The organism is Solibacillus sp. FSL W7-1324 (assembly GCF_038008025.1).
GTDB lineage: Bacteria > Bacillota > Bacilli > Bacillales_A > Planococcaceae > Solibacillus.
In genome coordinates this window covers 831982-849603 of record NZ_JBBOYH010000001.1, presented here as the reverse complement: position 1 = coordinate 849603, position 17622 = coordinate 831982, and the positions used below count along the sequence as shown (strand labels likewise).

Genomic DNA, 17622 nt, shown 5'->3' with positions numbered 1-17622 from the left:
ATAACTAAATTAATAATCGAACATAATAAGCAATGTAAAACAATCGTACAAGGAGGCTATATAAAATGATTATTACTGAAACTTGGTGGGGCGAGATTTTTTCCGGGCCATTATCTATTGGATTAAACGAACAGAAAGTTAAACAACTTGAGGATGAATCATTTTTATACTTTGACGAAATTGTTGCTACTATTCCTAATGAAGAACAAAATACTTAACTTTTAAAAGGACTGTCACAATTGACAGTCCTTTTTAGTATTTTTTTGTGGCATAATAACTATATAATAGTGATTATTACGCTAAGTTCATAGGAGGTTATCCTTATTTTAAATAAATTACTGAAATCTATGTTATTCGCCTTACTAATTTTTGTTTGCGCCGTTTCAGTTCAATATATTATAAAAATGAAGAATTCCGATCAGGAAGAAACCATCATAGAAGCAAAGGCATCGATGACACAGGACCAACTAAAGACTCATACGATGCTGATGTTGAGTGAAATCGTACTGAAACAGTTTGTTGAAAATATAATGCTGAATATCGAAATTATACCGGTTGACGATAAACAAAATGTCATTGTCTCCCTAAGGGCATCAGAATTTCTTAGTGAAATTACATTGCTGAAAGACAGCTATAACTTACTAAATGAAATCCAGCACGTGGAAGAAATCAATAATATTACGTTAAAATGGTTCAAGCCTGTAAAAAACAAAAATACAGAAATACTAACGATTACATTAGATGAAGAGGCATTAGTTGCTTTTGATGAAATTTCGTATAAAGACATTCCCCAGGCATCCACTCACTATATAAAGCATGCACATCTGGATTAATATATCTTTCCAATATAAAAAGCAGTTCAAAAATTACGGATCGTAAAATTTGAACTGCTTTATTTTTATGCCTGTCTATTCCGTTATTTAATCGATTCATTCATTTGCTGTAGTGCCTTTTGGACATTTGTCACCGCTGTAATGAGTTCCTGTTCTTGTTTTGCCGTAAAGAGATTATAGTTAACGTAATCCTCTTTACCCACTTCGTAGTACGCTACAATTTCATTTAATGCTGTAATTTCTTTTGTTGCAGTATCCGCACTTTCAGTTGAAACACGTGGTACAAACACTTCCATTAAATCTTCGGCTGCTTCTATTTGTGCTTTCACTGCATATACTTCATTTCCTGCAACGCTCGGTTCAGTAAGTCGGGTATTTGCCATTTCATTAAACATTGTTACAGCTGAAGCAAGCACATTATTTTCCGTCACATCAATTGTCGGAAAATCGGCTTGAAGTTTCTTCACATCTGCAACAAGGTCCTCGGCAATTTCTTCGTACCCTGCTGTCTTCTTCTCATCGAATAATCCGTAGGCTATACGTTGAAAACCAGTCGTTTCCGTTTCTTCCCCTTTCACAAGGTTACCGTTTATCTTTTCGTCAAGCTCCGGGAAACTTGGTGTCAGCGGCTGTAGTCGTTCATAATACATCGTTACTAGCGGAAACAGCTTCTGTGCGTCCTCCAGCTTCCCTTCTTTAATAGCAGTCGCTAAAAGCTCGGTATCAATTACAAAGCTATCCATTTGCCCAGCTAAAAGCGATTTAAACTGCTCTGCTTCCGCACTGATATCTATCGATGTTTCCTGCTGTTCCACAGGCTCCGCTACTTGTTCTTCTTCTTTTTGCCCACATGCTGCCAATACAGAAACAGCAAGTAAAGCAGTCATTAACTTTTTACTTTTTTTCATCATAGTTCACCTCTTATTTTCTAGTTCGACTACTTTTGCATGAACGACGAAACGCTCTTTGTCATTTTGTGATGTCGTGCAAGTCGACAATGTCACAATTTTATCGTTAGGCGTCACTTGAACCGGCAGTTTTATAGCGGAACGTTGTTGAATTTCCTCTAAATACTGCGTATAGGTATAGTCTGTAAATTGCGTTTCGATATAATAAAAGTCGGTCGTTGTTTCATAGGCTGCAAACACATGCAGTGCATACCGTTTGTCATTTGTTTCATAGTAGAAAACGGGATGGGCTTCTGCATATGCCTGTTCGCTAAATTTAGGCAAATCTCCGAACATCGTACCATTGCGCAAAACATGCCCGTAAAAAATCGTATGACGGTCTTCCATTACTTCATTGCGAAAATCGGCAAATATGCTTCCTCCGCGACTTTTCTCATCCAAATAATTATGTGTTAAGTAATACTCGTTATCATCCCTTTGTAAAACAGGATTATTAAGACGAGTATTCTCTAGTGTGAGCCAGCCGATTATATGATCGTTTTGCTGTTGAAGTGAGGCAAGCTCACTTTGTTCGACAATTTGCCGGGCATTTTCAAGCTCTTTTTCCACTTTCTCATAGCTGAAAAAATAACGGATAATAATCCCGGCGCAAATTATCATGATGATACCGCTGACGACTCGAAAGATCCTACGCATATTAAATACTTAACGGCATCATATATAATCCGAGCTGCTCATCTTCATGAAACACGGAATTGACCCCGTATACTTCCTTAATTACTTCTTTTGTAATCACATCGCGCGGTTCACCTTCAGCGATAATTTTACCAGCTTTCATTAAAATAATGTGGTCACTGTAACGGATCGCCTGATTAATGTCGTGCAGCACCATTACAATCGTCAAGCCGTACTGTTCATTTAACTGCTTTACGAGCTCCAGCAGCTCAAGCTGATAGTATATATCCAAATATGTTGTCGGCTCGTCCAGGCACAGTATTTCCGACTTTTGTGCAAGCGCCATGGCGATCCAAACTCGCTGCCGTTCCCCGCCGGATAGTGCCGATAGGTCATTATGCCGTTTTTCAAGCAGATTCGTACAAGTAAGCGCCCATGTAACAGCCTCTTCATCCTCTTCCGCTCTCTTTTTGAACAATGAAGTATGCGGCATCCGACCATACATCACAAGCTTCTCCACCGTCAAATCTGCCGGAATATCGTTTTGCTGATAAACAATCGCCAGTTTCTTGGCAAACTCTTTCGGCTTATATTCCAGCAAGTCCCGGTTTTCGAGCGTTGCATGGCCTTCAAGCGGTTTATTATTTCGTGACATGACACTTAGCAATGTGGATTTCCCGCAGCCATTCGGTCCTATAATTGTCGTCACTTTCCCTTTTGGAATAGCGGTCGATACTGCATTTAAATGACGGGTCGTTCCGTCATGAGAAACGACTACTTGTTTAATTTCCATATTGGTTGTCACTCTTTTCTAAGTAGGAATATGAGGAATGGTCCTCCGATTATCGCCATAATCGTCGATGCCGGTACTTCCATCGGGCTGAACAGTGTACGTCCAAGTGTATCGGCCAATAATATAATAAATGCGCCCAGCAGTGCCGTAAACGGAATTAACACTTTATGATCATAACCGACAAGCCGGCGTGCAATATGCGGCACTAAAATTCCGACAAATGAAATGACCCCTGCCACCACTACAGATGAAGCAGCTAGCAGCACGGCAACCGTCGCTATGAATATACGTGCACCTGTCACATTAAAACCGACACTTTTTGCCGTTTTATCGGATAATACGAGCACATTGCACGAAGCATATAAAATAAATGCAAGAAGTAAACCAATCGAGCCATATGTAACAATTAACGACACATCATCCCAAGTTTTCAAAGAAAGGTTTGACGTAATCGAACCGGTTGCCGATGCACCGAAACTGATCATCGCTTCTGTAAGTCCAGAGAACATAGCATTAATCGCAATCCCGACTAAAATCAGCTTTAAAGGATTCAGCCCTGATTTCCAGGAAAGCAGGAAAACGAAGAAACATGCAAGTGCCCCTCCGATAAATGCTGCTAGTGGGGTGAAGAAAAATAATGTCGGTACGAAGCTTACGATAAATAATTTTGTAAATGCTGCTCCCGCGGATATCCCGATGAATCCGGCATCTGCTAATGGATTTCGCAAAATTGCCTGCAATAATACACCGGCAACCGATAAAGCTGCTCCGGCGAATATCGCTACAATGATTCTTGGAAAACGTAAATCTTTAATCGCTGCCATATCCGCATTATCACTATTAAAGAAATTCGTTATAAAATCGGTAAATGACATCTGTATACTGCCAGTAGTCGCTGCGTAAATGCTCGTTAGTACAAGTAATACCGTGACAGCGATAAAGCTGAAAATTTTTTTGGTCACAGAAAACATCCTTTATATGATGAAAAGCAAAACCTCGCTCAAGACTTTGCTTTTTCAACATTGTTATTAATAAGGTGAACGGGGAACCCCGCATATCCTCCCCCCCTGCGTAAACCTGGGAGGCAGGGGTTTTATGGATAAAATATTTCTACTAACTCATTGAGTGCTTCCGGTACATTCAATGCTGCTGTTGTACCAAATAGCTCTTCTTCCAAATCATATACTTGTCCGTTTTTCACAGCATTAAAATGTTTCCATACATCATTTTTGGCAAATTCCTCGTCAAACATTTTAATCACTTCATCCGGCATACCGTGCGATAATCGTAAAATAATGTCAGGATTTGATGAATATAAATACTCTGTATTCGATGGCAAGTATTCTGCATCCTGGCCAGCCATGACGTTTTCACCGCCAGCAAGACGGACAAGATCTCCCGCATAGGAATTTTCCGTTGCCACTAAGTAACTGCCAGGCACTCCAAGTAAAATGAGTACACGCGGCTTCTCTTCATTACTTGCTGCCACCTCTACCGCATCAATTTCCGCCTGTAGTTCATCATTCAAAGCTTTCGCCTCTTCCACGCGGTTGTAGCGTTCTCCAAGTGCTGTAATTTCGTCCATCATTGATTCAATACTTGTTAAATCAACAAAATCTACCGGAATTTTCAGCTGCTCAAATTTATCCTTTAAGTCGTATTCCAATGTGGAAACGGAAAGTACTTCCGTAGGATTAAGCGATTTAATGATTTCCGCATCCGGATCCATCGCATTTCCGATATTCGGCAGATCATCGAATCGTGCCGGCAAACCCTTTACCGTATCCGGAATAGCAACCGCATCAAGATTCAACCGGTCCAATATTTGTGCGATGACAACTGTTCCGGCGATAATTCGGTGCTCCTGTTCAACTGCCGCTGCCTGTTCAGATGCAGTATTATCTTCACCGGTGTTGGTTGACGCTGCTTGCTGTTCACTATTTCCGCATCCCGCAAGTACCGCCATGCTCAGTGCGAGACCGATTAACCACTTTTTCATTTGCTTTTCCTCCTAGCTGTTTAAACTGAAGTAAAATTTCATCCCGTATTAGATGGAAGTTTAGTTCAATTTAAGCGTAGCGTCTTAACTATCCTTACCTTAAAAATAGGATTGGGGCTGTATTAAAAGCCTCAGCTTTTAACACAACCCTACCTAAACTAGTATTAGCAATGGCTGTTTGTAATAAGCCATTTACGATTCATTGAATTATTTCTTTAAACCGTCAACAACTGTTAATGTGTTGTTTAAGATTTTTGCCATTTGAGAGCGTGTTAATTTATTTTCCGGATTGAATTTTCCTTCAAAACCAGAAATAATGCCTAATTTATTTAATTCAGAAATTGCTTTCGAAGCTTCCACTTCTTTCGGCATATCAGAGAATTTTGCTACTTCGCCAGATGCTTTATAGCCATTTTTCTCTAATAGACGGTAAATCATTAAAGCAGCTTGTTTACGTGTTACATCTTGTCCAGGTGCAAATGTAGTAGCAGTTTTACCATTAATAATACCGTAACCGTTTAATGCATTGATTGCTGCTTTTGTTTCAGCAGCGTATTTTACGATGTCAGTGAAGTTCGATTTTGCCGGTACATCCAGTTTTAATGCACGGTTTAACATTAATGCAAATTGAGAACGCTTTAAGTTGTTGCCTGGATTGAATTTTTCTGCCGCAATGAAAATCCCTTTATTGTACAGGTTAATGATTGCATCTTTATTTCCGTTGTTTGCGATATCTTTAAATGGAACAGTTGTTGCGTTCTTTTCAGTAAACTTCATTTGGAAGTCATGTGCAGTTTCATATAATACAGTGCCGTTAAGAACTACTTTTAAATCTGCTGTAGCAGTATAGATTTTTTCTAAATCTTTTACTGATAACGTATAGATTTTCACTGTGTTATTGCCAACTTTTTCTTCTGATTTTAATGCAACTGTTGCGCCTTCAACATCGAAGCCCAATAAATGTTGACCTTCAGGGAATGTTAACTCTACATCATAGCCCCCTTCAGTTGCTGTCACTGTTACTTCATCGTCCAAATATTTATTGTGCATAATAGACAATTCCTGAGTTCCGTTCTTTAATGCTGTAACATCCATTTTTACAGATTCAACCGGCGCAGGTTTTGTTTCAGCTTTTGGTAGTTCCAGGTCAGCTGTTTCGATTGCGAAATTAAAGTCATATTGTTTGTCCATATTCACAGCAGGTACTACTACATGTACTGATGCTTCATGCAGATCACTGATTGATGGAATATCGATTGTTACCTTACCGGCTTTTGCCTCTACTTTATTGCCAGCAATCATTACATCCGGAACCATTGCTTTTGAAGCTTCTGTGATTGTTAACTCTACTGAATACTTACCATCTTTTACGATTAATTTTGCATCAGGAGAAAAATGATTCGTAATTGCTGTGTAGTTCCCTACTTTTTCTTTATAAGCATCCCATTTGATATCATATGTACCATCTGCCACAGACTCAAACGTTTTACCAGGTGTATAAATCTTCTCTTCTTTCACTTCTTCAACAGGCTTTGTCGTTTCCGTTACTTCTTTGATTGATTTTGCATCAGGTGTTAACGTCACTTTATAATCAACCGGATCTTTTCCGACGAATGTAATTGTCATATTTAAAGTAGCTTCAACTGGAGCATAATCTGCAGTTACTGGAATGTTGATATGTTTTTTACCGTTATATTCAGCCATTGCAGGTTGTCCTGCCACTGTTACGCTGTTTACCATTGCTAATACCGCATCTGATAATTCAATATTGATAAATTGCTGACCATTACGCTCAACTAATGTACCTGTAGTTGGAATAAAACGTTTTAATGAATCATCCGCTTCAACTTTGAAGTCAATTGTTTTTGAAGCTGTTGGTGTTGCCGCTTCTGTTGCTTTTGTTTCTGTAGTTGTGTCAGCAGATACTGCCATTGCAGGTACGATTGCTGATGTAGCTAGTAATGAGGCTAAAACCGCTTTAGTTGCTTTTGATTTGTTTGTCATTTTTTATTTCCCCTATCTGTCTATGTAGTTTTTGTTTTCTTAGTGCGAATGAATACAACGGCTGCTATCAAAAATAAAACAATCGCCATTAATGGTAATTCATCGCTCGTCTCCGGATTTTCTACGACTTCAGAATCCTCAGCCTGCTTTGTTTCAGACACAACTTCTTCTTCGGATTTTGTTGAATCATCTGTCTTTGTCGTTTCTGTTGTCACTTGCTGTTCGGATGATTCTTGTTTCTGCTTTTCAGTTGTTGATGATGCTGGTGTATTTGAAGAAGTATTACTTCCTGACGACTTTGTCGGTGTTTCCTGAGGTGCCGGAGCTGTTTTAGCCGGTTCCTGCTTTACCGTTTCTTTAGGTTCCTCGGCTTTTGCTTCAGGTAACCCCCCGCTGTTAAATACAAAATCAACACTATAGCTATGATGGTAATCAATATCATCAATGTCGATTTTCATCGGGATTGTCACTAAATTTGCATTGGAAACAGTAAACTGCACTGTACGCTGGTCTGCTGATTCATTTGAGCTGATTACTTTCGCTCCGCCTGGAGGATTAAACTGTGTAACCCAGCTGCTGTTTTTAATCGTAAGCTGCATTGTCATTTTTCCATTGTTGACAATTAATTTGGCGGGCTTTAAAAAATAGTCATTCGCCATGGATGCGGAATTGCTCCCGGGTTTATTAACTTGATAACTGATATCATATGTACCATCAGCAATCGCTGCAGAGGAATTATTCGGTAAAGTAAACGCTACCAAAAAAAGAGCAGCAAAAAATATGAAGAAACCTCTTCTCACACTATTTCTCCTCCTTATCTATATAATTATAATTTCCTAACAGAGAATATTTCTCAATACCACTATATAGCATGCCATAAATCGGCTATTTTCTCAATTGATAATATTCTCATTTAACACTTATTCTTCACTTCCTTTGTAAACTTCACATATTTGTCGCAAATCAATATGAATCTTACCCTACTCAAAATGAGACTGGGATATAACCCCAAAAACGCTATTTTTCTCTGAGAAAAATAGCGTTTTTTTGCTGAGCGTTAAAATTGATTTCCATTCCGGGACGCTTTCCGCGGGCGTGGCCTGAGCCTGTAGTCTCAGGCGTCACGCTTTTCCCGCAGGAAGCTTTGCTTGTAGCGAAAGGCGTAAGCCGTCAGCTACACTCGCCCTCCATTCCAATCAATTTTGCAATATATCCTTTTCTTAATAAAAGCTTTCCTCTTATTTAACAATAATTCTACTTATGTCCCTGCCTCAATAAATTATTCTATTTAACCATCTAGCATTTACAAACAAATTTTGATGTATCTGTAAATCATTATTTTCGGATTGCTTGGACTGCAGCTCGGATTCCGAGTAAGTAACTTTCTTCCCCAAAACCGGAAATTTGTCCTGTTACAATATCAGCGAATACCGATTTTTCACGGAAACTTTCACGTGCATGAATATTGGACATATGCATTTCAACAATTGGTCCTGTGAAAATAGCCAATGCGTCCCGAATTGCATAGCTATAATGAGTCCACGCACCTGCATTTAGAACAATTGCATCTACCCCTGATAGGAACGCTTCATGAATTTTTTCTACGAATTCACCTTCGTGGTTCGTCTGGAAAGTTTCTACTTCAACATTTAATTCTTTGGCTAATTCTTGAATATTGCTGTTAATCTGATCCAAAGTAATCGTACCGTAATGTTCCGGATCACGTTTTCCAAACATATTGTGATTAACACCATGTAACATTAAAATTTTTGTCATCCGTCTTACCCCTTAATTAGTATTTAGCTAATGATTACATATTCCATTATTTTTGCTTACCGGTGAATATTTTAAAGCTTAAATCTCTTTGCCATCACATCATACCAAGACTGTTGAATACAGGACAACCCAGTTATTCAGCTTGTACGAAAAATCAGTCTTTACGAGCAAAAATTGAAAATTCATGAATTTATGAAAGACCATTACGTCCCGACTTTTTCCTTTTCTATAGATCGGCGGGTTTTTTTAACTATCGGAAAAACGTTATAGCATATGTGTTAAAACAATGCTATGTTATTGAAAGAAATACCATATTTATCATCCATATGAGCGGGTTATTCGAAAGCATTTACTAAAAGGGGAATAAAAATGAATAAAATATATTCAAAAACAGCCATTCATCCAGTTTTACAAAACTATTTAGAAGTCTTACCTTTATTCCACTTGATGTTACCTGACATCGCTTTTGGGGTAACAGATACAGAAGAATGGCTCACTTACCGTCCGGGCCGAAAAATAGATATTGGTGCAAGAGCGGGGACTAAAATAAATCCACTGGAACCTCTGGCAGATGTTATTAAAAACAATGTAATAATAAATGATGAAGTTCCATCTGAGTTCTTTGGACTTCCTTTCACCGGCATAGCTGCACCAATTTTAGATAATGGTCAGGTAATTGGAGCACTAGCCATCCAACTACAAAAACAAAATGAAAAACAACTTAGAGCTATTTCAGATCAGATTTTACAATCACTTGAAAAAGCTAATAACAATGTTATATCGATCACAGATAGCTCGGAAGGTCTTTCAAAAATAAGTGATAAATTATTAGAACAGTCCAATCATGCTATGGAAGAAGTAAAAAATACCGATGAAGTATTGAATTTCATTAAGAGAGTTGCTGATCAAACAAACCTTTTAGGGTTAAATGCCGCGATTGAAGCAGCAAGGGCCGGAGATAAAGGTCTTGGCTTCACAGTAGTTGCTAATGAAATCAGAAAGCTTTCTTTTGAAACAGTTTCTTCCACAGAAAAAATAAGACAGACATTAACGAACATCCAAAAATCAGTGAATGATATTACAGCCACGATCCAAGAGGTTGTAGTTGTAGGACGTGAACAAGCATCTTCTACTGAAGAAATTTCTGAGATCATTACGAAAATTGAAGCGATGAGTAAAGAGTTAAACAAGTATGCTTCCGAATTATAAAATTTAAAGAACGCATATAAAAAGGACCTCCAGACATGAATCATTTAGATTTAGTCTGGAGGTCCTTTGCTTTACTTGATATTACATAGGTAACGGTCCACTTTATCTGGATGCCGGAATAAATCCTGCCTCTTCAGCCTCTTTCACTGAACAGAACATCTCTTCGGCTACTGTATTCTCATAGTCAAGTTGCCCGGGCATATGATAAATTTTATTACCTTTTCTATTAATATTGCCTTTAATCTCGCAACTATCATCGTCCGCTGTAGTTTTATCTTGTTGCTCCCCATTGCGCATTCCTGCTGCAGCATTAAATGCTTCTTTATCATAACCGCGGTTTGTTACATAATCCTCAACAGACCATATTCCGATCGCTGACTGCTGTGCCGTTTCTTGTATCGATTTGAAACGATCCACATATTTCGTATTCGGATCATATATATAGGCAACTCTTGCCAAACCGTTTTTCAGTAACTGCTCTTGTACACTAATCCCATCCTGGGTATATATATACGCTAGAAGTCTTTGATATTTGTCGCGATAAGAAACATCGAATTCCAAATACACTTTGTCTTGTCCAGCCAATAGCTGCTTCGTAAATTCTTTTGCTTCAGGTCCATATGGTTGCTCTCCCAAAGTCTCATGATTTGTTTCTGGAGTGTCAATCAGCAAAAACCGTACTTTCTCAGAATTTCCGTTATAAATAATTCTTATCGTATCGCCGTCTATTACACTGTCCAGCTTATATTCTTCAAACTTGCTTACATCATATTTATCCGCATTTTCCTTCACGCTGGAAACGAGACTATTTATATTCTCGATGTCATTAACATCCGTATTGAAATCTGTTTGTTCCGTACAAGCACTTAATATTAATACCGGCAAGAACAACCATAAAATTCTTTTCATTTAAAAAACCGCCTTTAATTACCCAACTTTTTACGTTCATAACAATAGCTATAAATTCAAAAATCCTCAGTTAAACTGCCTAACTGAAGATTCAAGTCTTAACTGAATATTAAATATAGAACAACTGCTAAAATAATTGTTCCGCTAGTGATTAATGTTTTTATATCCTTGTCACTCATTGTATACTCCTCTTTTCCAACTTACTTTAACATATTTTATTTAAGTCTATTATCTATCCTCGGATAGCACAATAATTTTGATTTTTTTGTATTATTTTTTCAACTGGATCAATAATATCTTCACAAAAAAAATCTTCAGTATCGAAACCGAAGATAATACTTTAAGGTTCTTTTCTGGTCCATCTTGATAGCTCATTTTAAAATTTTCTAAATATCCGTATTTGGCTTAGGATTGGGTCCTAAGTCTACCGGTGGAATATCTGCAAATGTGCCGCCCTCTTCTTCTAAATCTCGCATACGGTGTGCCAGACGTGAAGCTGCACAGGCTGCGATGCTTCCTACTAAATCATCTAAAAATGTATTTACCGATTCGCCAGCTTTTGTATCAAGCTTTTCGATAATCCCAATTTTTTGCTTATCCAAATGACCGAAAGTTGTAACGGCAATACTACCATACGTAAATACTGAGCCTAATGCCAGTGTTTCGTCAACGCCAAACAGCCCTTCATCTGCCTCGATAATTGCTTGAAGCGGTGCTGACAGCAATCTTTTTTCCGCCAGTTCGTCAAGCTCAATTCCTACTAGTACAGCATGCTGCACTTCACGTTTATTTAATACACGAACAACCGATTGAATACAGTGTTCAATAGTTAAACCTTCATTATATGGTGATTGCATCGTAAACACGATTTCCGCAATATCCTCAATTTTCACATGACGGCGTTCCAACGCGTCATATGTAGCTTTTGTTACTTCGTCTGAGTGTACACGAATATTTTTATTATGCATAAGAAATCCTCACTTCTGTTTATTTTAGGCACTCATTTTTTCCGCATTAACGGATAGTCATTATACTGCCTCGAAAGTTCAGCCTCAGAGGCAAGATTTATAGCTTTTTTTATATATTACACCTTTATTTTACTATATGATACAATTTTAGATACATCAAAAAACAGGGGTGACAACATTGGAGAGAGGCACAGTAAAAGATGTTACTTTTTTTAGCAATGCATTAAACGAAGAGTTAGAATTACTAATTTATATTCCAGCAAATTATTCTCCACTATACGAATATAACATTTTAATCGCATCCGATGGTAAAGATTACTTTCAATTAGGGGGAATTCCACGTCTCGCTGATGAACTGATCGATGGCTATGAAATCGAAAATACCATCATTGTTGGTGTGCCATACAAAAATTATGAAGATCGAAAGAGAAAATATATACCGGCAGGAGATCAATTTGAAGCGTATATGCGGTTTTTGGCACATGAGCTCGTGCCTTATTTGGATGATGAATTTTCAACTACACAAGTTGGCGGTGGGCGTGCATTAATAGGTGATTCTATGGCTGCAACCATTTCATTAATGACTGCCATCCATTACCCTAATATTTTCGGTAAAGCAGTATTACAATCACCTTATGTAGATGAGCTTGTATTGCAGGCTGTTAAAGATGCGAAAAATATCAATATTCTTTCGTTGTACCATATCATCGGTCTTCAGGAAGATCAAGTTGCCTTAAAGGATGGCACTGTCAAAGATCTGCTAACACCTAACCGTGAGCTGCACCAATTGTTCGTCCAACATGGTATTGATACATTCTATGAAGAATTCAATGGAAATCATACATGGACTTACTGGAAACCTGATTTAAAACGTGCACTAATTGAAATTTTCGGATAATACAGTGAGTTGTAAATGTTTATTCACAAATTTTTCTGTTATAATGAAAACAATTACGCCTTGGTGTGGCTGTATCTAGATTATCAATCATGAATAGTTGTATAAATCTATGCCATTTACAGGACGTCTCACATTCATATAGAACAGTGCTATATGAAATTATTCATAAAATTTTTAGGGGGTAATGAATTTGAAATACGGTATTGTTGCTTTTCCATCTAAAAAATTACAAGATTTAGCGAACACTTATCGCAAACGCTATGACCCGCATTATGCATTAATCACACCTCACGTTACATTAAAAGATGCGTTTGACGCGGATGAAGCTGAAATCGGAGAAATCTCCAAGCACTTACAGGAAGTGGCTTCAAGGTTTGCACCTTTACAAATTCACGCCTCTCGAATCAGTTCATTTTATCCGACGACGAATGCCATATACTTCCGAATCGAACCGACACCACAATTAGAAAATATTCATAATTCTATTCAGGAAAAAATCACTTTTGGTGCGCCAAAGCATGTGTTTGCGCCACATATTACTATCGCGCAAAAAATGAGCGCTTCCGAGCATGATGATATTTACGGTCAGTTGCGTATGGTTGGAGTAGATGAAAAAGATTCAATCGATCGTTTCCACTTGCTTTACCAATTGGAAGACGGCTCATGGACAACTTACGAAACCTACAAATTGACTGGAGCTGAGTAATACGTGTTTGATGTAAAATTAGTTACAACCGACGAAGACCGCGAACGTGCATTTGCACTACGCAAAGAAGTGTTCGTCAAAGAGCAAGGGGTTCCATTAAGTTTGGAATTAGATGAATACGATGAGACAGCCATTCATTTTTTAGTAAATGAAGGTGAAAATTCCATTGCTACAGCACGGCTTCGCGAAGTCGAACCGAAAGTCGGAAAAGTTGAACGCGTTTGCGTTTTGAACAACTACCGCGGTAAACGACTTGGTGCATTAATTATGGAAGCTGTTGAACAATATGCAAAAGATGAATCATTTGAAAAGCTTAAGTTGAATGCACAAAGCTATGCGATTCCTTTCTATGAGAAACTGGACTATACTGTCACTTCTCCGGAATTTATGGATGCCGGCATTCCGCACCGTGCTATGGAAAAGAAAATTTAATCTTTTCAATCACATAAAAGTTAAAAAACATCCATTTCTCTTCGGAGAAAATGGATGTTTTTCGTTTTGTTACGCCACTTTTTAAGTTCCGAATTATCTCATCATTTTCTCGATTTTCGAAAAATCCAAAGACTTACCGTCTTGAATGATTGATTGGACAATTTTATCTTCAAGCTCACTTGTAATCGGTTTATTTGCAAGACGGCTTACCTTTTTCACGATTTTTCGAACTTGCTTTTCATCCGAGAAATCTGCATACGTCAATGCATTTGCAAGCGTCATAATTTCATCGAAATCAACGCCGGTTTTGCGCTCCACTTTTTTAAAAAACGAACGATCCATACTGTTTACTTCCCTCCCTTAAATAAATACGCTACCAACGATAATAAGTAAAATAAATAGTACAACGATCAATACGAATGTCATACTGTTATTACCGCCATAGCCTGGGGAACAGCCATAATCACAACCACTATGTTGCCAACCTTGTTGCTGCCAACCATATCCAGACATACTTATACCCCCCTTTCTATTTTGTAGTGTATGCAAACACTCAAAAAAAAGGAGGGTATTCGTCTAATCTACTTTTCCTTTAGGCTTAAATATTAATGCCGCGATAAAACCAAACAATATTGCAGCACTAATTCCAGAACTTGTTACCTCAAACATACCTGTCAAAAGACCAATCCAGCCGTGCTTTTCAGCTTCAGCCATCGCCCCATGTGTCAATGAGTTGCCAAATGAAGTGATTGGAATCGTTGCACCGGCACCGGCGAAGTTTATTAAGGCTTCATATAAATTAAGTCCGTCCAAAATTGCTCCTACTACTACTAAAATGGATAAAGTATGACCAGGTGTCAGCTTTCCTACATCCATTAATAACTGACCAATTACACAAATTAATCCACCAACGACAAATGCCACTAAAAATGTAAAGCCGATTGTACTCACCCCATCCCGATTTCAATTGCATGTGCTGTACACGGAATTGATTCGCCTTGTTGAAATGATAGCGGTGATAAAAGCGCTCCTGTTGCCACTAGTAATACACGCTTGTAACGCCCGCTTTTAAATTGTTCCATCATATAGCCACTGTAGACGGCAGCAGAACAACCTGCACCACTCGCACCGGCCAAAAATGCAGTATCTTCACCGTAAAATTCGGCACCGGCATCACGGAATCTTGATAAATCTTCTTTTTTCACACCGCTTTGTGCAAACATCGCAATTAAAATTTTCAAACCGATTTTTCCTAAATCACCGGTCATAATGACGTCGTAATCCTTTATTGTTTGTGAACGCTTTTTCAAATGGGCCTGAATCGTATCAAATGCTGCCGGTGCCATTGCCCCACCCATATGAAATGGATCTGTTGCTCCGTAATCAATTACCTTTCCAATTGTTGCGGCTTCTACATACGGAAGCTTCGGCTGATGCTTACCAACTAATACAAAGCCTGCTGCCGTTACAGTCCACTGAGCAGTTGCAGGCTTTTGACCTCCATAATCAACCGGGTAGCGAAATTGGCGTTCTACCGAGTTATGCTGGCTTGATGCACCTGCAATAGAAAAGTCACTGGCACCCAGCTCTGTCAATAATGAAGCAATAACTATAGAAGAGACAGATGTTGCACAGGCAGAAAAAAGACCGATAAACGAAACCGCCAGTTCCCGGGCTGCAAAGTTTGTAGGTGTCATTTGATTGACCAAATCGCCACCAAGCAAATAATCAATATCCAAATTTTTTAAGTTCGATTTTTTTAAAATGATCTGACATGCTTCAGAAATCAGCACGGCATTCCCTTTCTCATTCGAATCTTTTTGCAACCGTTCATCGGTTGATATTTTGTCAAAATATGTTTGAAAGACACTCCGCTTCTCCAAAGGCCCTACTACAACACCTGAGGAAAGAATGGATGGCTTTGACTGAAAGACAATTACCACGCCGCGACACCTACCGATACTAGTATTAATTTAATCAAGGTTACAAAAAAGGCCGATACGACCCCAAATAAAATAACCGAGCCGGCAAGCTTGAACATGTTACTCCCTACACCTAATACAAGTCCTTCCGTTTTTCCTTCAATTGCGGAAGACACAACAGCATTACCAAACCCTGTTACCGGAACTGCACTTCCAGCTCCTGCAAATTGACCTAGTTTACGATATTGTCCAAAGCCTGTAAGAAGCATGGCGATAAACACCATTGTAGCCACTGTTGGGTTACCTACCGTTTTTTCCGTAAAATCAAAAAACATCATATAAAAAAAGGAAATTGCTTGTCCTACACAACAAATTACACCGCCAACTGCAAAAGCTTTTAAACAATTGATGGCAATAGGCGATTTCGGTGTAATCTGATCTTTTAATGTATTGTATTGTTGTTCTTTCAAGTTACGTTTCCTCCTTAGCAAGCTTTTTTAATGCATGCAGTTCTTTCAGCATTTTTTTCTGGTCTTTTTCTTCCATCAATTTAGTCGATTCCCAAAACATTTTAAAATCCGCGGAAACATTGACTTTGCTATCAGAAAATTTATCTTCCAACTTCTTTTTCCAATCCTCTTCAATTTTTTTGCGGTTCCATTTTTCAAACGGTTTTAATTGCATTGCCACAAATAATTCATCTTCAATTACTAAAAGATTCGCTTGTTCAATTGCATCATCTTCCTTTAAAAGCTTTTCTATTTCCTGCTGATTCTGTTCATTGTCTGTCAGCGCATACGTCACAACTTTCTCCCGGTCATTGCAGCCTGCAAGAATTAAAAGCAAACTCAATGTCAAAATCGCCTTCCACATAGCAGTCCCCCCTTTTGTCCATTTTCCTCCAAGTATAACCGGTCGTATTTTGAATTATTCATCGCCCAAAGAAGTTTGGGAAAACCTGTTCATTCGCCCGATTCTTTTAGAAACCGGGTCATATTATTAGTAAGAGTTAAGTATACCGGAGGTGAAAAATTTATGGGTTGTGGAAGAGGTAATAATGATGTAGGTGGAACTGGTGGACATCACCAATCACGTGGCTGTGTTTGTGAGGTTGTCCGTGCGATTTTAGAAATTCAAAATGCGGCAGTACAGGATGAATGCAGTCGCTGTACAACAAACTGTTTCTTAGAGCCACTTGGTGGGATTGTTAACCCATCACGTTCAAATGTCGACACACGTGTATTTACTTTATTAAACAAGGATGGCTCTCCATTCTTTGCTACATTCACTACAGCAGATGGCCACGCTTGTCCTTGTGTATCAATGTATTTCCGTGTTGAAGACGTATTCGATGGCTGCTGTGCAACATTACGTGTTCTTGTACCACAAGATGACAAAGAACATGCAGTTGATTTACTAAACGATCACGGAACAGCTATTGATTTCCGTCAAGTATGTAAAGTGACACAATTTGAGGCTTCAGATAGCTGTATCACAGTTGATTTAGATTGCTTCTGTGCTGTTCAATGTATCGATGATGTGTACCTTGGTATTTGTGAATAATTCATATTAATAACACATCTCGCGCTC

The 17622-nt window shown here is 38.5% G+C and carries 23 protein-coding genes; 7 read left to right on the top strand and 16 right to left on the bottom strand.

The window, feature by feature from the left end; genetic code table 11:
- The first annotated feature begins 65 nt into the window (after nucleotides 1-65).
- Both MKY71_RS03970 and MKY71_RS03965 read left to right on the top strand, forming a co-directional pair.
- Complete coding sequence (locus tag MKY71_RS03970; RefSeq protein WP_339175357.1) at nucleotides 66-218, top strand: hypothetical protein; 153 nt, start codon at nucleotides 66-68, stop codon at nucleotides 216-218.
- 186 nt (nucleotides 219-404) lie between these two features.
- The gene (locus MKY71_RS03965) at nucleotides 405-833 is read left to right on the top strand and encodes a hypothetical protein (RefSeq protein ID WP_340731681.1); all 429 of its coding nucleotides are present in this window, start codon (nucleotides 405-407) and stop codon (nucleotides 831-833) included.
- An 83-nt stretch (nucleotides 834-916) separates the two neighbouring features.
- On the opposite strand, the gene MKY71_RS03960 is transcribed toward MKY71_RS03965, so the two are convergent.
- The 8 genes from MKY71_RS03960 to aroQ form a co-directional block, all read right to left on the bottom strand.
- Nucleotides 917-1741: an EfeM/EfeO family lipoprotein gene (locus MKY71_RS03960; protein ID WP_340731680.1), complete on the bottom strand. Its 825-nt coding sequence runs from the start codon at nucleotides 1739-1741 to the stop codon at nucleotides 917-919.
- Nucleotides 1742-1747: 6 nt separating this feature from the next.
- On the bottom strand, nucleotides 1748-2437 hold the full coding sequence (srtB, locus tag MKY71_RS03955) for a class B sortase (protein WP_340731679.1): 690 nt from the start codon (nucleotides 2435-2437) through the stop codon (nucleotides 1748-1750).
- Between the two features lies 1 nt (nucleotide 2438).
- On the bottom strand, nucleotides 2439-3209 hold the full coding sequence (locus tag MKY71_RS03950) for an ABC transporter ATP-binding protein (RefSeq protein WP_340731678.1): 771 nt from the start codon (nucleotides 3207-3209) through the stop codon (nucleotides 2439-2441).
- An 8-nt stretch (nucleotides 3210-3217) separates the two neighbouring features.
- Entirely contained in the window at nucleotides 3218-4171 is a 954-nt protein-coding gene (locus MKY71_RS03945; RefSeq protein ID WP_340731677.1) for a FecCD family ABC transporter permease, read from the bottom strand.
- 131 nt (nucleotides 4172-4302) lie between these two features.
- On the bottom strand, nucleotides 4303-5208 hold the full coding sequence (gene isdE, locus MKY71_RS03940) for a heme ABC transporter substrate-binding protein IsdE (protein ID WP_340731676.1): 906 nt from the start codon (nucleotides 5206-5208) through the stop codon (nucleotides 4303-4305).
- A 207-nt stretch (nucleotides 5209-5415) separates the two neighbouring features.
- Nucleotides 5416-7212 (bottom strand): S-layer homology domain-containing protein, encoded by a 1797-nt coding sequence (locus MKY71_RS03935; protein WP_340731675.1) that lies wholly within the window; start codon nucleotides 7210-7212, stop codon nucleotides 5416-5418.
- Nucleotides 7213-7232: 20 nt separating this feature from the next.
- Complete coding sequence (gene isdC / locus MKY71_RS03930; RefSeq protein ID WP_339175348.1) at nucleotides 7233-8012, bottom strand: heme uptake protein IsdC; 780 nt, start codon at nucleotides 8010-8012, stop codon at nucleotides 7233-7235.
- 535 nt (nucleotides 8013-8547) lie between these two features.
- Entirely contained in the window at nucleotides 8548-8988 is a 441-nt protein-coding gene (gene aroQ / locus MKY71_RS03925) for a type II 3-dehydroquinate dehydratase (protein WP_340731674.1), read from the bottom strand.
- 369 nt (nucleotides 8989-9357) lie between these two features.
- On the opposite strand from aroQ, the gene MKY71_RS03920 reads away from it, so the two are divergent.
- Nucleotides 9358-10197 carry a methyl-accepting chemotaxis protein gene (locus MKY71_RS03920; RefSeq protein ID WP_340731673.1) on the top strand — a complete coding sequence of 280 codons (840 nt, stop codon included), beginning with the start codon at nucleotides 9358-9360 and terminating at the stop codon, nucleotides 10195-10197.
- A 102-nt stretch (nucleotides 10198-10299) separates the two neighbouring features.
- On the opposite strand, the gene MKY71_RS03915 is transcribed toward MKY71_RS03920, so the two are convergent.
- Nucleotides 10300-11106, bottom strand: coding sequence for a thermonuclease family protein (locus tag MKY71_RS03915; RefSeq protein WP_340731672.1), 807 nt, complete (start codon nucleotides 11104-11106; stop codon nucleotides 10300-10302).
- 386 nt (nucleotides 11107-11492) lie between these two features.
- A complete protein-coding gene (locus MKY71_RS03910; protein WP_339175344.1) occupies nucleotides 11493-12074 on the bottom strand; it encodes a phosphatidylglycerophosphatase A family protein in 582 nt (193 codons plus the stop codon).
- Nucleotides 12075-12252: 178 nt separating this feature from the next.
- Between MKY71_RS03910 and MKY71_RS03905 the strand changes: the two genes are divergently transcribed.
- The 3 genes from MKY71_RS03905 (at nucleotide 12253) to MKY71_RS03895 (ending at nucleotide 14110) form a co-directional block, all read left to right on the top strand.
- The gene (locus MKY71_RS03905; RefSeq protein ID WP_339175343.1) at nucleotides 12253-12972 is read left to right on the top strand and encodes an alpha/beta hydrolase; all 720 of its coding nucleotides are present in this window, start codon (nucleotides 12253-12255) and stop codon (nucleotides 12970-12972) included.
- Between the two features lie 190 nt (nucleotides 12973-13162).
- A complete protein-coding gene (locus MKY71_RS03900; RefSeq protein ID WP_339175342.1) occupies nucleotides 13163-13678 on the top strand; it encodes a YjcG family protein in 516 nt (171 codons plus the stop codon).
- A gap of 3 nt (nucleotides 13679-13681) precedes the next feature.
- Nucleotides 13682-14110, top strand: coding sequence for a GNAT family N-acetyltransferase (locus MKY71_RS03895; RefSeq protein WP_339175340.1), 429 nt, complete (start codon nucleotides 13682-13684; stop codon nucleotides 14108-14110).
- Between the two features lie 93 nt (nucleotides 14111-14203).
- Here MKY71_RS03895 and MKY71_RS03890 read toward each other — a convergent pair whose 3' ends face one another.
- From MKY71_RS03890 to MKY71_RS03865, 6 genes are all read right to left on the bottom strand, one after another.
- Nucleotides 14204-14452 carry a stage VI sporulation protein F gene (locus MKY71_RS03890; RefSeq protein WP_079524802.1) on the bottom strand — a complete coding sequence of 83 codons (249 nt, stop codon included), beginning with the start codon at nucleotides 14450-14452 and terminating at the stop codon, nucleotides 14204-14206.
- An 18-nt stretch (nucleotides 14453-14470) separates the two neighbouring features.
- Complete coding sequence (locus MKY71_RS03885) at nucleotides 14471-14623, bottom strand: YjcZ family sporulation protein (RefSeq protein ID WP_340731671.1); 153 nt, start codon at nucleotides 14621-14623, stop codon at nucleotides 14471-14473.
- Between the two features lie 63 nt (nucleotides 14624-14686).
- On the bottom strand, nucleotides 14687-15061 hold the full coding sequence (spoVAE, locus tag MKY71_RS03880) for a stage V sporulation protein AE (protein WP_079524798.1): 375 nt from the start codon (nucleotides 15059-15061) through the stop codon (nucleotides 14687-14689).
- On the bottom strand, nucleotides 15058-16053 hold the full coding sequence (locus tag MKY71_RS03875) for a stage V sporulation protein AD (RefSeq protein ID WP_339175338.1): 996 nt from the start codon (nucleotides 16051-16053) through the stop codon (nucleotides 15058-15060). Before MKY71_RS03875 ends, spoVAE begins: the two co-directional genes overlap by 4 nt.
- A complete protein-coding gene (gene spoVAC, locus MKY71_RS03870) occupies nucleotides 16047-16502 on the bottom strand; it encodes a stage V sporulation protein AC (protein WP_339175336.1) in 456 nt (151 codons plus the stop codon). The genes MKY71_RS03875 and spoVAC overlap by 7 nt, the downstream gene beginning before the upstream one ends.
- 1 nt (nucleotide 16503) lies before the next feature.
- Nucleotides 16504-16905 (bottom strand): YhcN/YlaJ family sporulation lipoprotein, encoded by a 402-nt coding sequence (locus tag MKY71_RS03865; RefSeq protein ID WP_339175334.1) that lies wholly within the window; start codon nucleotides 16903-16905, stop codon nucleotides 16504-16506.
- A gap of 162 nt (nucleotides 16906-17067) precedes the next feature.
- Between MKY71_RS03865 and MKY71_RS03860 the strand changes: the two genes are divergently transcribed.
- Entirely contained in the window at nucleotides 17068-17595 is a 528-nt protein-coding gene (locus MKY71_RS03860; protein WP_339175333.1) for a CotY/CotZ family spore coat protein, read from the top strand.
- Nucleotides 17596-17622: the final 27 nt, after the last annotated feature.

Excerpts from the sequence above, each read along its gene's own strand:
- MKY71_RS03970 (WP_339175357.1), top strand. The coding sequence starts at position 66 with ATGATTATTACTGAAACTTGGTGGGGCGAGATTTTTTCCGGGCCATTA.
- MKY71_RS03965 (WP_340731681.1), top strand. The coding sequence starts at position 405 with ATGAAGAATTCCGATCAGGAAGAAACCATCATAGAAGCAAAGGCATCG.
- MKY71_RS03960 (WP_340731680.1), bottom strand. The coding sequence starts at position 1,741 with ATGAAAAAAAGTAAAAAGTTAATGACTGCTTTACTTGCTGTTTCTGTA.
- srtB (WP_340731679.1), bottom strand. The coding sequence starts at position 2,437 with ATGCGTAGGATCTTTCGAGTCGTCAGCGGTATCATCATGATAATTTGC.
- MKY71_RS03950 (WP_340731678.1), bottom strand. The coding sequence starts at position 3,209 with ATGGAAATTAAACAAGTAGTCGTTTCTCATGACGGAACGACCCGTCAT.
- isdE (WP_340731676.1), bottom strand. The coding sequence starts at position 5,208 with ATGAAAAAGTGGTTAATCGGTCTCGCACTGAGCATGGCGGTACTTGCG.
- MKY71_RS03935 (WP_340731675.1), bottom strand. The coding sequence starts at position 7,212 with ATGACAAACAAATCAAAAGCAACTAAAGCGGTTTTAGCCTCATTACTA.
- aroQ (WP_340731674.1), bottom strand. The coding sequence starts at position 8,988 with ATGACAAAAATTTTAATGTTACATGGTGTTAATCACAATATGTTTGGA.
- MKY71_RS03920 (WP_340731673.1), top strand. The coding sequence starts at position 9,358 with ATGAATAAAATATATTCAAAAACAGCCATTCATCCAGTTTTACAAAAC.
- MKY71_RS03915 (WP_340731672.1), bottom strand. The coding sequence starts at position 11,106 with ATGAAAAGAATTTTATGGTTGTTCTTGCCGGTATTAATATTAAGTGCT.
- MKY71_RS03910 (WP_339175344.1), bottom strand. The coding sequence starts at position 12,074 with ATGCATAATAAAAATATTCGTGTACACTCAGACGAAGTAACAAAAGCT.
- MKY71_RS03890 (WP_079524802.1), bottom strand. The coding sequence starts at position 14,452 with ATGGATCGTTCGTTTTTTAAAAAAGTGGAGCGCAAAACCGGCGTTGAT.
- MKY71_RS03885 (WP_340731671.1), bottom strand. The coding sequence starts at position 14,623 with ATGTCTGGATATGGTTGGCAGCAACAAGGTTGGCAACATAGTGGTTGT.
- MKY71_RS03865 (WP_339175334.1), bottom strand. The coding sequence starts at position 16,905 with ATGTGGAAGGCGATTTTGACATTGAGTTTGCTTTTAATTCTTGCAGGC.
- MKY71_RS03860 (WP_339175333.1), top strand. The coding sequence starts at position 17,068 with ATGGGTTGTGGAAGAGGTAATAATGATGTAGGTGGAACTGGTGGACAT.